Origin of the sequence: Nonomuraea purpurea (genome assembly GCF_042650645.1) — a bacterium.
GTDB lineage: Bacteria > Actinomycetota > Actinomycetes > Streptosporangiales > Streptosporangiaceae > Nonomuraea > Nonomuraea purpurea.
The window spans coordinates 113,019-126,632 of the sequence record NZ_JBHSBI010000021.1; the positions used below are offsets into that span (position 1 = coordinate 113,019).

Genomic DNA, 13,614 nt, shown 5'->3' on the forward strand with positions numbered 1-13,614 from the left:
ATGGCAAAGGCAACTTCTTGCTGACGTCTAAAACCAGTTCCATCCTGTACGGCTTCGCCAGCTTGCCCGCCACCCACCGCACTTCGGCTGATGACCCTCCATGAAACGCCCTCTGAACCCTTCAGCGGCTGAGCGCCGTTACGTGCGCCTAGTGGGCCTACTCCGTGGCAAACCCCTGCCGAGCTGCAGGTTGGCGGAGTCGTACAGGATCGAACTGGCGTTAGATATCGGACAAGAGTCGCGCGGCGGCGGTTTCGATGCGACGCTGGATCTGATCGTAGGTGCGGCGGCCGCGCAGCATCTCCAGGAGTTCCTGCACCCACACGCTGGCCAGCGAGCCCGCGAGGTCGAGTTGTTCCTCGCTGGCCGCGTCGAGCGTCAGCCCGTCGGCGGAGACGCGCAGCAGCAGCCCCGTCATGCGGTCGCCGAACGGCGTCTGCACCTCCGCCATGATCAGCGAGCGGATGAGCGCGTCGGCCAGCTCCGGCTCGCGCATCAGCCCTCGGGTCGCGCGCATCAGCACGTCGACCGCGCGGCTCGACGGCGTGGTGGCGCCGGGCGGACGGCGTTCGATGCTGCTCTCCAGGAGGTCGATCTCCTCGCCGACCACCGCCACGACGAGGTCCATCTTGGAGGGAAAGTAGCGGTAGAGCGTGCCAAGCGCCACGCCCGCGCGTTCGGCCACCGTGCGCATCTGCATGGCCTCGACTCCGCCGCGCGAGGCCAGCGCCGCCGCGGCCTGGACGATGCGCTTGCGGCGTTGGTGCTGGCTGCGTGTACGGACGCTGTGCCCGCCCGTCGTGGGGTGGCTGTCCATGGTCCCCTCGGTGTCGGTGGAGGGCGTGGCGAATGACGCGTCCGTGCTGCGCATAAGAACACGTTATCTGATTTCTCGATTACGCGGCTTGTTACTCACGGGTCACAAACCAGCCGTATTGGCCCATGTCTACGGCGTTACAGCCATATGTCTCGACTTATCGGTATTGGTGGACTGGACAGATATTAGAATCTGTTCTAGTTTGCGAGTCGTCTGACCTAGCGCTTGCTGGAGGGGCGATGACCGCGAACACCCTCGCGTCCCTGCTTCTCGCCCGAGCCGAGGACGATCGGCCAGGGCTGATGTTCGAGGACACGGTGTGGTCGTGGCGCGCGCACATCGCCGCCTGCCGGGCCGCCGCGGCCTGGCTGTCCGGGCGCGGGACGGGGCTGCACGTCGGGGTGCTCAGCGAGAACGTTCCCGAACTGGTCTTCCTGGTGGGCGGGGCGGCGCTGGGCGGGCACGTGGTGGTCGCGCTCAACCCCACGCGGTCGCCGGACGAGCTCATCCGCGACGCCCGCGCCACCGACGTCGGCCTGCTGCTCGCCGACGACCCGTACACGGGAGTGGCCCGGACGACGGGCGAGGCGCTGGGCCTGGACGTCGTCCCCCTGTCGGCGCTCGGCGCGCTGACGTCACCCGCCTCGGGTTCGTCCGGGGGTGATCCCGGGGCGCTGGTGATGTTGATCTTCACCTCCGGGACGTCCGGGCGTCCGCGCGCCGTGCGCATCACGCAGCGCAAGCTCGCCGTGCCTGGGCTGAGCCTGGCGCCGCTGCTCTCGCCCGACGACGTCGTCTACTGCTCGATGCCGCTGTTCCACTCCGGCGCCCTGATGGCGGCTTATGCCCCCGCCGTCGCCTCTGGGGCCGCGCTGGTGTTGCGGCGGCGGTTCTCGGCCTCGGGAGTGCTGCCCGACATCAGGCGATACGGGGGGACGTACCTGCACTACGTCGGCAAGGTGCTCTCCTACGTCCTGGCCACCCCCGAACGCGAGGACGACGCCGACAACCCCCTGAAGATCGCGTTCGGGAACGAGGGCAGCGCCGTCGCCACCAGGAGGTTCGGGGAGCGGTTCGGCTGCCGGGTGATCGACGCCTTCGGATCGACGGAGACGGCCATCTCCTTCAGCCCCGACCCCACGGGTCCGCCGGGCTCGCTCGGACGGCTGGCCCAGGGCGTCGAGATCCTCGACCCCTTCACCACGAAACCCTGCCCGCCGGCCCGCATCGAGAACGGCCGCCTGCTCAACCCGGACGAGGCCGTCGGCGAACTGGTCAACACGGCCGGCCTGGGACTGTTCGAGGGCTACTACAACGATCCCGCGGCCGACGCCGAACGGGTCAAAGAGGGCGCCTTCTGGTCCGGCGACCTGGCCTACAAGGACGCCGACGGCTACGTGTTCTTCGCCGGCCGGGGCACCGAGCGGCTGCGCGTGGACGGGGAGAACCTGGCGGTCGCGCCCATCGAGGCGGCGCTGCGGGAGTTCGCCGGGGTGGTGGAGGCGGCGGTCTATCCGGTGCCCGACGCGGTGGCCGGTGACCAGGTCATGGCGGCGCTCGTCCTGGAAGGGGCCTTCGACCCGGACGCGTTCACCACGTTCCTCGCGTCCCGGCGGGATCTGGGGGCGAAGTCCTTACCCCGCTATGTCCGCCTGTCCAGGCAAATGCCCCAGACGCCCTCGCACAAGGTCGTCAAGCGGCTCCTCGCCCAGGAGGCCTGGCGCTGCGCCGACCCCGTCTGGCGGCGCGGCCCCGACGGGCTGAGGCCGCTGACGGACGCGGACCTCAAGGGCATCGAAGCGGAGTTCGTACGGCACGGCAGGCAACGGTTGCTGGAGGCGTGAGATGGATTTCAACCTGGACGAGACCCAGCAGGAACTGAAGAAGCTGGCCGCCGAGGTGCTGGCCAGGGACGGGGACGTGGGCCGGCTGTGGGAGGCCGGGCTCATGACCGTCTGCGTTCCCGAGGACGCGGGCGGGGCCGGGCTCGGGCCGGTGGAGATGGCTGTGGTCCTGCGGGAGGTGGGGGCGCGGGCGGCACCGGTGCCCGCGCTGCCGACGCTGGTGAGCACTCTGACCTTGGCCCGCTACGGCACACCTGACCAGCAACGACGCTTCAACGAGACACCGCTGTCCATCGCGTTGCGTGAGCCTGGGCGGGCGTTGGCGGATCCGCCTTCGACCGTCGCGCGTCGTTCCGCCGACGGCTGGGTCCTCACAGGACGCAAGGTCTCCGTCCCGCACCCCGGGGCGGCGGTGCTGGTCACGGCCGACAGCGGGCTCTTTCTGGTCGAGGCCCCGCCCATGACGCCGGAGTTCACGTCCACGGGCGAGCCCGCCGCCACGCTCGTGCTCGACGACACCCCGGCCGAGCAGGTGGCGGGGCCGGAGGCGGTGGCCGGGGCCAGGCAACTCTTCATGGCCGCCGTGGCCGCCCAGGCCGGCGGCGTGCTGGCCGGGGCGCTGGAGCTGACGACCGCCTACATCAGGACCAGGAAGCAGTTCGGCAGGGCGCTGGCCGAGTTCCAGGCGGTGACCATGCAGATCGCCGACGTCTACATCGCCGGCCGGGCGCTGGACGTGGCGATGTGGTCGGCGGCCTGGCGGCTGGCCGAAGGGTTGCCGGCCGAGCAGGATCTGGGGCTGGCCGCGTACCACGTGAGTGAGGCGTACAAGGCGCTGTTCACCTGCCAGCACCTGCACGGCGGCCTCGGGCTGGACGTGACCTACCCGCTGCACCGCTCCTTCGCGCAGGCCAAGCACCTGTCCCACCTGCTCGGCGGCGCCGACGCCCAGCTCGACCTGATCGGAGCGCTCCTCTGATGCTGATCGACCTCACCCCCGAACAGCGCAGGCTCAGGGACGAACTTCGCGAATACTTCCAAAGCTGCCTCACCGACGAGGACCGCAGGAAGATCGCCGAGGACCCGTTCGGCAAGGCGTACATGGAGCACTGCCGCCGTCTCGGCCGCGACGGCAAGCTGGGCATCGGCTGGCCCAAGGAGTACGGCGGAGGCGGCTACGGCGCCCTGGAGCAGCAGATCTTCGCCAACGAGATCGCCAGGGCCGGGGTCCCGTACCCCATCATCACGGTGCAGACCGTCGGGCCGACGCTCATGGAGTACGGCACGCGGGAGCAGAAGGACCTGTTCCTGCCGCGCATCCTCGCCGGCGAATGCCACTTCGCGATCGGCTACAGCGAGCCGGAGGCGGGCACCGACCTGGCCTCCCTGCGCACCACAGCGGTGCTCGACGGCGACCACTACGTCGTCAACGGCCAGAAGATCTTCACCAGCGGCGCGCACTACGCCCAGTACATCTGGCTCGCCGCCCGGACGAACCCCGAGGCCAAGAAGCACAAGGGCATCACCATGATGATCGCCTCCACGGACGACCCCGGCTTCTCCTGGACCCCGATCGTCACCATGGACGGCCGCCACCACACCAACGCCACGTACTACTCCGACGTGCGCGTCCCCGTGAACATGGTGGTCGGCCAGGTCGACCGGGGCTGGGACCTGATCGTCAACCAGCTCAACCACGAACGCGTCACGCTCGGCCCCGCGGGGAACCTCGGCCAGACCTACGACCGCTTCCTCGCCTGGGCGCGTCGCACCGGGCTGGCGGACAACTACGACGTGCGGCGGGCGCTGGCCAGGGTGTGGGCGGCGCTGCGGACGAACGAGCTGCTGAACTGGCAGGTGGCCGCGAACATGGAGCTCGGCTGGCTGGGCGCCCCCGACGCGTCCGCCACCAAGATCTACGCCTCCGAGCGCATGCAGGAGATCGGCAGGCTCGTCGGGGACGTGCTGGCGAGGTACGGCGACCCGTCGGACCCGGAGACGGCCGAAATGCTCGACCGGATGGATCACGGAGTGAAGGGGGCGGTGGTGTTGACGTTCGGGGGCGGGGTCAACGAGGTGCAGCGCGAGCTGATCGCGATGCTCGGCCTGAGCCTGCCGAGGCCGCCGCGATGACCGACGAGGAGCTGCACGAGCTGGCGGACAAGCAGATGGCGATGGGAGAGGTGCGGGGGACGCCGGCGCCCGACCCGGTGAACGAGCCCATGATCAGGCACTGGCTGACCGCCATGGGCGATGCGAACCCCGCCTACCTGGACAACGGGCTCGCCCCGCCCGCGATGGCACAGGTGTGGACGATGCGGGCGGCGGGCAAGGACCGTTCGCCGGTGGACGACATGATGGCCGCGCTGAACGCCGCCGGTTACACGGGTGTGGTGGCGACCAACTGCGAGCAGACCTACCACCGGTATGCGCGGGTTGGGGAGCGGCTGACGCCCGCGACCCGGTTCTCGGGGCTGGCGGGGCCGAAGCGGACGGCGCTGGGGGTGGGGGTCTTCGCCACCTGGAACGTCACGTGGTACGACGAGGACGACGACCCGGTCAGCGAAATGCTCTTCCGAGTCCTGAAATTTCGCCCACCTCCCAAGGCCACGTCTGCGGACCAGCGGACCCCGTATCCCCTGCGGCCCGCCACCAACCAGGACACCGCGTTCTTCTGGGAGGGCGTCCAAGCCGGTGAGCTGCGCATCCAGACCTGCGCCGACTGCGGCCACCTCCGCCACCCGCCCGGCCCCCTGTGCCCCCAGTGCCGTTCCGCCAACCGCCGCCACACGGTGGCGAGCGGCGAGGGCACCGTCTACAGCTACGTCGTGCACCACCATCCGCCCGTCCCCGGACGCGAGACGCCGTTCGTGGTGGCCGTGGTGGAGCTCCCGGAGGGGGTGCGAATTGTCGGCAATGTCGTGGACTGCCCGATCGAGGAGGTGGGTATCGGTATGGCATTGCGCGTGACGTACCGAGCCATGGACGACCAGCTCGTCCTGCCGATGTGGGCCCCACGGGAGTCGTGATGCGGACGCTGACAGCAGACGAGATCGAGCCCGGCGCCGTGCTGCCGGAGCTGTCCATCGACCTCACCCCCACCGTGGTCGTCTCCACGGCGCTGGCCACCATGGACTTCACCCCGGTGCACCACGACACCGAACTCGCCCGCGCCCAGGGCTCCAAGGACATCTTCCTCAACATCCTGACCACCATGGGCCTCGTCGAGCGTTACGTCACCGACTGGGCGGGCCCAGGGGCCGTCATCAGGAGCATCAACGTCAAGCTGGGCGTCCCCGCGTACGCGGGCGACCGCCTGACCTTCGCCGGGACGGTCGTGCCGGACGCGGACGGCGGGTTCACGGTCGAGGTGCGCGGCAAGGTGAGCCTGGGCGACCACGCCACCGGCACCGTCGCCTTCACCCTCCCGGAGGCAGGGGAGGGCGCATGCTGAGCGGGCGCACGGCCATCGCGGGGATCGGCGCCACCGAGTTCAGCAAGGAGTCCGGGCGTTCCGAGCTGCGGCTGGCCGCCGAGGCCGTGTTGGCGGCGCTGGACGACGCCGGACTGTCGCCCGGCGACGTGGACGGCCTGGTCACCTTCACCCAGGACTCCAACCAGGAGATCGCCGTGGCCAGGGAGACGGGGATCGGCGATCTGCGGTTCTTCTCCAGGGTCGAGTACGGCGGCGGCGCGGCCTGCGCGACCGTGGCGCACGCCGCCATGGCCGTGGCCACGGGGATGGCGGACACGGTCGTCTGCTATCGGGCGTTCAACGAGCGTTCAGGACGCCGTTTCGGCCAGCCGAACGCCCGCCTGACCGGCGAACCCACCTCCCAGGGGCTGGAGATGAGCTGGCACGTGCCGTTCGGGCTGATGACGCCGGCGGCGTGGGTGGCCATGTTCGCACAGCGCTACATGCACGCATATAACGCCACTTCAGAGGATTTCGGCAGGGTCGCGGTCACCATGCGCCGCCACGCCGCCACCAACCCCGCCGCCTGGTTCCACCGGCGTCCCATCACGCTGGAGGAGCACCAGGCGTCCCGGTGGATCGTGGAGCCGCTGCACCTGCTGGACTGCTGCCAGGAGAGCGACGGGGCTGTGGCGCTTGTCGTGACCTCCACCGAACGCGCCCGCGACCTGCGCAGATCCCCCGCCGTGATCACCGCCGCCGCCCAGGGCTCCGGGGCGGGGCAGATGATGATGGCGAGCTACTACCGCGATGACATGACCGGCCTTCCCGAAATGTCGGTCGTCGCCCGGCAACTCTGGAAGACCTCCGGCCTTTCTCCCGGCGACATCCAAACCGCCATCCTGTACGACCACTTCACCCCCTTCGTCCTGACCCAACTCGAAGAGCTCGGGTTCTGCGGCCGAGGCGAAGCGCCCGGCTTCCTGCGCGACGGCGGCATCGCCCTGACCGGCCGGCTGCCGGTCAACCCGCATGGGGGGCAGCTCGGGGAGGCCTACATCCACGGGATGAACGGCATCGCCGAAGCGGTCCGCCAGGTCAGGGGCACCGCGGCCAATCAGGTCATGGGCGTGACGAACGTCCTGGTCACGGCGGGCACGGGCGTGCCGACCAGCGGCCTCATCCTCTCCACCGGCTGATCTGAGACTCGCGTGCGGTTGTGCGTGGGAGGAGTGGGGCGTGAAAAGGGAGAGGCGTTGCTTTGGGTTGACCATTGGCTACCCAGGGTAGTCAAGGCTGCATGGGTGGACTTGGCGTGATCCTGGCTCAGCCGGAGTTGAAGATCGACTGGACCAGGATGCCCACATACAACACGATCATGGCGGTGGCGGCAGGGGCCGGGTTGTTGCTGGTGGTCGCGTTCGGGCGGCGACTGCTGCGCGGCGACTCCCTGGAGAACGTGGACGGCTGGGCGCTGGCGTTCGGGGCGATCGGCGGCATCCTGACGGTGATGGGCCTGCACATGTCGCTCACCTGGCCCCTCGCCGGCCAGGGGTTCCCGTACCACAACATCATTTTCGGCGAGCCTTCGGTGGCGTTCGGCGTGCTGTTGCTGGCCGTCGCCTTCTACCTGTGGAAACGCTGGGCGATGGTGACCGTGGCGTCCGACAGGAGGAAGGCCGCGGCGCGGATCGCGGGGCCGGTGTCGGTGTTCGTGCTGGGCATGGGGCTGGCGTGCCTGGCGATCGCGGCGGCGAGCTTGACCTACACGCTGTTCGCCGCCCCGCCGCAGGAGCCGATCGCGGGCGCGTTCGGCCACATGAAGGTGCTGCAGTCGGCGTTCGTCGCCGGCCTGTACGTGCTCGTCGGCGTCGGCGCCGTGCTGTTCCCGTTCGCGTTGCGGGCCAGGGGCGGCCCGCTCGCGAACGTCGCCGGCGTCTGCTGGGGGATCTCCGGGGTGGTGTTCCTGCTGTTCGGAGTCCTGAACTACTTCATGCACCTCGGTCTGATCGTCAACACCATGTAGGCGTCCTCACGGTCCCATGAAGAGCGGGACGGAGTAGAAGACGATCATCGCGATCGCCACGCAGATCAGGAACCCGATCACCTCCCAGGCCCAGTCGTAATGACGTTCCTTGCGGCGGCGTGTCTTCTGCGGCGGCCCCATCTGCGGGCGGCGCTTGGGCATGGGACGGGCGCGGACCGGACGCGGGGCCAGGAAGGAGGACTCGGCGCGGGTGGCGGGCATCTCCTCGGTGGACACCCCGGCGCCCACCTTGGGCAACTCGTCGGTGAACGCCTCCCGGACGGACGGCTTCTCCTCGGCCGGCTCCGGCATCCGGTAGACCGGCTCCTTGGGCTTCCTCGCGGGCTTCGGCCGTGGCCGGAACAGCGGCGCCGCGTCCTGCGCCTGGCCCTCCGCCCGGGGCTCCACCCTGGGGAACGGCTGGGACTCCGGACCGGAGAACGGATCCACGCGGGGAAACGGTTGCGAGTCGGGCCCCGAGGACGGGTCCACGCGGGGGAATGGTTGTGAGTCCGGACCGGAGAATGGCAGGGGATCCGGGCGGGAGCTTGTGAACGGGGGATCGGGGCGCGAGAACGCCTGGAAGTCCGAACGGGGAAGTGGCTGGGTGTCTGGCCTGGAGAACGCCTGGAAGTCCGAGCGGGGGAGCGACTGGCTGTCCGGCCGGGAGAACGCCTGGAAGTCCGAGGACGGGGCCGGCGGCGTGGGCCTGGCCGGGCCCTTGTGGACGAGCACGTCGTCCTCGGCCCACGGCTGGGGCGTCTCCCGGGAGGTGGACCGGCGGGCGGGGCGCGGCCGGCTCGGCGGCAGCAGCACGTCGCCGGTCGCGAAGGGCTCGGTGGAGTCTCCGGGCAGAAGCACGTCGCCCGTCGCGAACGGCTCTGGACCGTCGCCCGGTTTGGGCGCCGCCAGGAAGAATGGCCGTTCGGGATGGGATCCCGGGTCTCTGCCTGCGTTGGGCATGGTTCGAGAGTCCCGGAACGGCTCGGCCGTGTCCAGCGATCCCAGAGGATCCCTTAGAGGTTGGGCGAGGTCTGTCGGACTGAGGGGGTCGCGAAATTGGGGCATCGGCGCCGTGGTCGCCTCGTGTGCGGAGACCCGTGATGGTGACGGCGGCGTCAGCAACTCTGTGGGGAAGATCACTGTGCTGGTGGCCGGATCGGCCTCGGCCAGCGGCTGCGGCCAGACCGGCGGGCCGGGCCAGCGCGGTTTGACGAACAGGGGCCCGGGGTCGGCGGAACGGGAGCCGGCGAAGTGCACGCGCAGCGACGCGGGTGGTTCCGGCCACGGCAGGCGGCCGATGACGTCCCGCAGCGGCGAGACTCCCAGGGCGCCGTAGATGTCGGCCACCGGTTTGGACACCCGGATCCCGGTCGAGGCGAGCCCCGTCCCGAGTGACTGCCTGAAGTGCTGCCCGGCCCCGACGGCCAGTTCCTCGGCTGTGTCGGGCGCAACGTCGAGCACCCAGGCCAGCTCGGCTTTGCTCAGCCCGCAGACCGCGCACAACACCAGTACCTCGCGCTGGTGGGGGCGTAGTTCCCGCAGGCTGCGCTCGACGAGCGCGGTGGCCGGGTCGATGAGCGGGTCGACCGCCGGCGGTGAGTAGGCGACGTCGCGCCGGTGGATCTCGCGGCGGGCGAAAGCGTAGAGAGCGGCGCGGGGCGGCTCGGCGTCGGGGACGCCGGCGAGTACGGACGCCAGGACGTCGGTCGCGGAGCCGAGGTCGCCGAGCTGGTCGGCGCAGTAGGCGAGCAGCCCGGCGGCATGACGGTCGTAGAGCTCTGCGATCAGGTCGGCGCGTGAGCGCTGATCGATGAGCGGCTGGGACACGGGCCGGATCCTCTTGCTGTGTGAGGTTCGCTGAGAGTGGGGGGTGCGAGTCAGGAGATTGTTGGGGTAATCATGCCAACACACCCTGGTGCAGTGCACTACTAGATCCGGATTTCCCCGGAAACTCCCAGCTCTGTGAAGCGTTTAAGCGGGGGCCGAGGGCGACACCGCAGGTCAAATCGCCGTAGTCTGTCGGGGCAACAGATCATGCGGCGGTCGTGGCGGGGGTCGCGGCCCTGCCACGAGCGGAAGGTCGCGCGTGATCACATTCGACGCAGTCACCAAACGTTATCCAGACGGCACGGTCGCCGTGGACCGCCTCAGCCTCGAGGCGCCCACAGGCGAGATCACCGTGTTCGTCGGCCCGTCGGGCTGCGGAAAGACGACATCCCTCCGGATGATCAACCGCATGATCGACGCCACGGAGGGACAGATCCTGCTCGACGGCGAGCCCGTGCAGGGCATCGATCCGCCCACGCTGCGGCGCGGCATCGGGTACGTCATCCAGCAGGCCGGCCTGTTCCCGCACCGCAAGATCGTTGACAACGTCGCCACCGTCCCCTACCTGCTCGGCTGGGACAAGAAGAAGGCCCGCGACCGGGCCATGGAGCTGCTCGAACGCGTCGGCCTCGACCTCGCGCTGGCCGGCCGCTACCCCTTCCAGCTCTCCGGCGGCCAGCAGCAGCGTGTGGGCGTGGCCAGGGCGCTGGCCGCCGACCCGCCCGTGCTGCTCATGGACGAGCCGTTCAGCGCGGTCGACCCCATCGTGCGCACGAGCCTGCAGGACGAGTTGCTCAGGCTCCAGGCCGAGCTGAACAAGACCATCGTCTTCGTCACGCACGACATCGACGAGGCCATCAAGCTCGGCGACCGCGTGGCCGTGCTGCGCGTGGGCGGGCAGTTGGCCCAGCTCGCCGACCCCAAGACGCTGCTGTCGGAGCCGGCCGACGACTTCGTCCGCGAGTTCCTCGGCCATGACAGGGGGATCAGGCGGCTGCAGTTCGTCTCGACGGACGGGCTGCGGCTGCGTACCGACCTGACCGTCCAAGACTCGACGGGAAGCTCGGACGAGCCGTGGCTGCTGGTCGTGGGCGACGACGGCCGGCCGCTCGGCTGGCGCGCCAAGGAGCGGCCCGAGGAGCTGGAGCCGTACGGGACGTTCACGCCGGGCAGCGACTCCATGCGCGCGGCGCTGGATGCGGCGTTGCTGTCGCCGTCCGGCTGCGCGGTGGCCGTGGACGAGGACGGCAAGGCCGTCGGCGTGGCCACCAGGGAGGCGCTCGACGCGGCGCTGGCGGAGGCCGCAGATGGGTGACGGCCCCCCTTCCATCTGGGAGTGGATCGGGCGCAACTGGGACACCGGCCGGGTCGACAGCATCAAGAACCTGCTCCTCGACCACCTGACCATGTCGTTCGTGCCGATCCTGGTCGCGTTGCTCATCGCCCTGCCGCTCGGGCTGGCCTGCGTGCGCTTCCGCTGGCTCTACCAGCCGACCTCTGGCCTGATGAACGTGGTCTACGCGCTTCCTTCGCTGCCGGTCTTCATGCTGCTCATCTCGGTGACCGGGTTGTCGCAGGCTACGGTGATCATCCCCTTGACCTTCTACGGCATGGCCGTGCTGATTCCGGCCGTGGTCGACGGGCTGGGCTCGGTGCCCGACCATGTGCGGCAGTCGGCGGTCGCGATGGGGTTCACGCCACTGAACCGCCTGCTGCGGGTCGAGTTGCCGATCGCCGTCCCGGTGGTGCTGGCCGGTTTGCGGGTCGTCGCGGTGTCCAGCATCAGCCTGGTCAGCGTGGGCGCGCTGATCGGCCAGGGCGGGCTCGGCGGGCTGTTCACGCGGGCCTACCAGAACCCGTTCATGCCGCCGGTGATCGTCGGGATCGTGCTCATCGTGGCGCTGGCGCTGGTCGCCGACGGGCTGCTGGTGCTGGCGCAGCGGCTGCTGACGCCCTGGGTGCGGGCACGGAAGGGGGCGTGATGGGCTGGTTGTTCGACTTCTTCGCGTGGCTCGCCCAGTTCTTCGGCAACCCCGAGAACTGGTCGGGGCCCGGCTCCATCCCCGTGCGGCTGGCGGAGCACCTGGAGTTCTCGGCGCTCGCGCTGGTGCTGGCGGTGCTGATCGCGGTGCCGCTGGGGCTGCTGATCGGGCACACGGGCCGTGGAGAGGTGCTGGTCGTCGTGTCGGCGAACCTGGCCAGGGCGCTGCCCACGCTGGGTTTGCTGGTGATGTTCGTGCTGCTGCTCGGCACGGCCTCGATCTGGCCGGTGATCATTCCGCTGGTGCTGCTGTCGGTGCCGCCCATCCTGGTCAACACCTTCGAGGGCATCAAGGGCGTCGATCCCGAGTTGCGCGACGCGGCGTACGGGATGGGGCTGCGCGGCGGGCAGGTGCTCGGGCGGGTGCTGGTGCCGGTGGCGTTGCCGCTGATCCTGCTCGGCTGCCGGCTGTCGGCGATCCAGGTCGTGGCCACCACGACGGTCGCCGCCTACACCGGGCTGGGCGGGCTCGGGCGCTACGTCATCGATGGTTTCGCGACGAAGGATTACGCGAGCGTCGTCGGTGGTTCAGTACTGATTGTGCTGTTTGCGCTGGTTGTGCAGATTCTGTTCGCGCTCGTCCAGAGGGTGACGGTCTCACCGGGGGTGAGCCAGCGCCTGAAGGTTCGATAGTCTCCTGTATTACCTCCCGCTTAGAAGGGAAAAGCAAGATGGGACGCAAGTACGGCATCGCGGGGGTGCTCTTCTCGGCGATGCTCGCGCTGGCCGCCTGTGGCGGCGGCGGCAGCAGCACCGGGGGCAACCCGCTGGAAACCAGCAACGCGGCACCCAGCGGTTCGGCCTCGGGCGGGGGTGGCAAGGCCGTCGTGGGCTCCTTCGACTTCGACGAGAGCGTGCTGCTCGGCTCGATCTACGCCCAGGCGCTGGAGGCCAAGGGCGTGCAGGTCGAGGAGAAACCGCGCATCGGCAGTCGCGAGGTCGTCGTCGGTCAGGTGAAAAGCGGTGGGCTGACCATCGTTCCCGAGTACAACGGCAACCTGCTCGCCTTCCTCGACCAGGCCAACAAGGCCGCGACCACCGAAGAGGTCAACACCGCGCTGAAGGAGAAGCTGCCCCCCGAGCTGGAGGTGCTCGACTCCTCGCCCGCCGAGGACAAGGACACCCTGTCCATCACCAAGAACACCCAGACCAAGCAGTCGCTGAACTCGATGGAGGACCTGGCCAAGGTCTCCAAGAGCTTCATCGTCGGCGGGCCGCCCGAGTTCAAGAAGAGGTGGGAGGCAAGCTTCAAGGAGGTCTACGGGATCGAGTTCAAGGAGTGGAAGCCCACCGGGCCGACCACCGCTGACGCGATCAAGGACGGCACCATCCAGACCGGCAACGTCTTCACCACCGACCCGAAGATGGCCGCCAACAACCTGGTGCCGCTGCAGGACACCAAGAACATCTTCCCCGCCCAGAACGTGACGCCGCTGCTGAACAAGGCCGCGGCGAACGACACGATCAAGACCACGCTGAACGGCATCTCGGCGAAGCTGACCACGGAGTCGCTGCTGGAGATGATGCAGAAGATCTCGGTCAACAAGGACGAGCCCGCCACGGTGGCCAAGGAATGGCTGACCTCCAACGGCCTCGGCTGACGCTCGCCGCGAGGGCCTCCGCGACCAGGGGGCCCTCGTC

General features: G+C 69.5%; 13 protein-coding genes. 11 read left to right on the forward strand and 2 right to left on the reverse strand.

Annotated features, from left to right (window positions below):
- Positions 1-220 precede the first annotated feature (220 nt).
- A complete protein-coding gene (locus tag ACFOY2_RS34770) occupies positions 221-817 on the reverse strand; it encodes a TetR family transcriptional regulator (RefSeq protein ID WP_379532398.1) in 597 nt (198 codons plus the stop codon).
- Between the two features lie 239 nt (positions 818-1,056).
- Here ACFOY2_RS34770 and ACFOY2_RS34775 point away from each other — a divergent pair, with 239 nt between their 5' ends.
- From ACFOY2_RS34775 to ACFOY2_RS34805, 7 genes are all read left to right on the forward strand, one after another.
- On the forward strand, positions 1,057-2,661 hold the full coding sequence (locus tag ACFOY2_RS34775) for an AMP-binding protein (RefSeq protein WP_379532345.1): 1,605 nt from the start codon (positions 1,057-1,059) through the stop codon (positions 2,659-2,661).
- A 1-nt stretch (position 2,662) separates the two neighbouring features.
- Entirely contained in the window at positions 2,663-3,640 is a 978-nt protein-coding gene (locus ACFOY2_RS34780) for an acyl-CoA dehydrogenase family protein (RefSeq protein ID WP_379532346.1), read from the forward strand.
- The gene (locus ACFOY2_RS34785) at positions 3,640-4,794 is read left to right on the forward strand and encodes an acyl-CoA dehydrogenase family protein (RefSeq protein WP_379532347.1); all 1,155 of its coding nucleotides are present in this window, start codon (positions 3,640-3,642) and stop codon (positions 4,792-4,794) included. The genes ACFOY2_RS34780 and ACFOY2_RS34785 overlap by 1 nt, the downstream gene beginning before the upstream one ends.
- Positions 4,791-5,690, forward strand: a complete 900-nt coding sequence (locus ACFOY2_RS34790; protein ID WP_379532348.1) for a bifunctional MaoC family dehydratase N-terminal/OB-fold nucleic acid binding domain-containing protein — start codon at positions 4,791-4,793, stop codon at positions 5,688-5,690. The genes ACFOY2_RS34785 and ACFOY2_RS34790 overlap by 4 nt, the downstream gene beginning before the upstream one ends.
- Positions 5,690-6,115: a MaoC/PaaZ C-terminal domain-containing protein gene (locus ACFOY2_RS34795; protein ID WP_379532349.1), complete on the forward strand. Its 426-nt coding sequence runs from the start codon at positions 5,690-5,692 to the stop codon at positions 6,113-6,115. The genes ACFOY2_RS34790 and ACFOY2_RS34795 overlap by 1 nt, the downstream gene beginning before the upstream one ends.
- Positions 6,109-7,275: a lipid-transfer protein gene (locus ACFOY2_RS34800; protein WP_379532350.1), complete on the forward strand. Its 1,167-nt coding sequence runs from the start codon at positions 6,109-6,111 to the stop codon at positions 7,273-7,275. The genes ACFOY2_RS34795 and ACFOY2_RS34800 overlap by 7 nt, the downstream gene beginning before the upstream one ends.
- Before the next feature lie 116 nt (positions 7,276-7,391).
- A complete protein-coding gene (locus ACFOY2_RS34805; RefSeq protein ID WP_379532351.1) occupies positions 7,392-8,102 on the forward strand; it encodes a DUF981 domain-containing protein in 711 nt (236 codons plus the stop codon).
- 6 nt (positions 8,103-8,108) lie between these two features.
- Here ACFOY2_RS34805 and ACFOY2_RS34810 read toward each other — a convergent pair whose 3' ends face one another.
- On the reverse strand, positions 8,109-9,932 hold the full coding sequence (locus ACFOY2_RS34810; protein ID WP_379532352.1) for an RNA polymerase sigma factor: 1,824 nt from the start codon (positions 9,930-9,932) through the stop codon (positions 8,109-8,111).
- 259 nt (positions 9,933-10,191) lie between these two features.
- On the opposite strand from ACFOY2_RS34810, the gene ACFOY2_RS34815 reads away from it, so the two are divergent.
- The 4 genes from ACFOY2_RS34815 to ACFOY2_RS34830 are packed head-to-tail and all read left to right on the forward strand — an operon-like array spanning position 10,192 to position 13,574.
- Positions 10,192-11,247: an ABC transporter ATP-binding protein gene (locus ACFOY2_RS34815; RefSeq protein WP_379532353.1), complete on the forward strand. Its 1,056-nt coding sequence runs from the start codon at positions 10,192-10,194 to the stop codon at positions 11,245-11,247.
- A complete protein-coding gene (locus ACFOY2_RS34820) occupies positions 11,240-11,914 on the forward strand; it encodes an ABC transporter permease (RefSeq protein WP_379532354.1) in 675 nt (224 codons plus the stop codon). Before ACFOY2_RS34815 ends, ACFOY2_RS34820 begins: the two co-directional genes overlap by 8 nt.
- On the forward strand, positions 11,914-12,606 hold the full coding sequence (locus ACFOY2_RS34825; RefSeq protein ID WP_379532355.1) for an ABC transporter permease: 693 nt from the start codon (positions 11,914-11,916) through the stop codon (positions 12,604-12,606). Before ACFOY2_RS34820 ends, ACFOY2_RS34825 begins: the two co-directional genes overlap by 1 nt.
- A 38-nt stretch (positions 12,607-12,644) precedes the next feature.
- Positions 12,645-13,574 carry an ABC transporter substrate-binding protein gene (locus ACFOY2_RS34830; protein WP_379532356.1) on the forward strand — a complete coding sequence of 310 codons (930 nt, stop codon included), beginning with the start codon at positions 12,645-12,647 and terminating at the stop codon, positions 13,572-13,574.
- Positions 13,575-13,614: the final 40 nt, after the last annotated feature.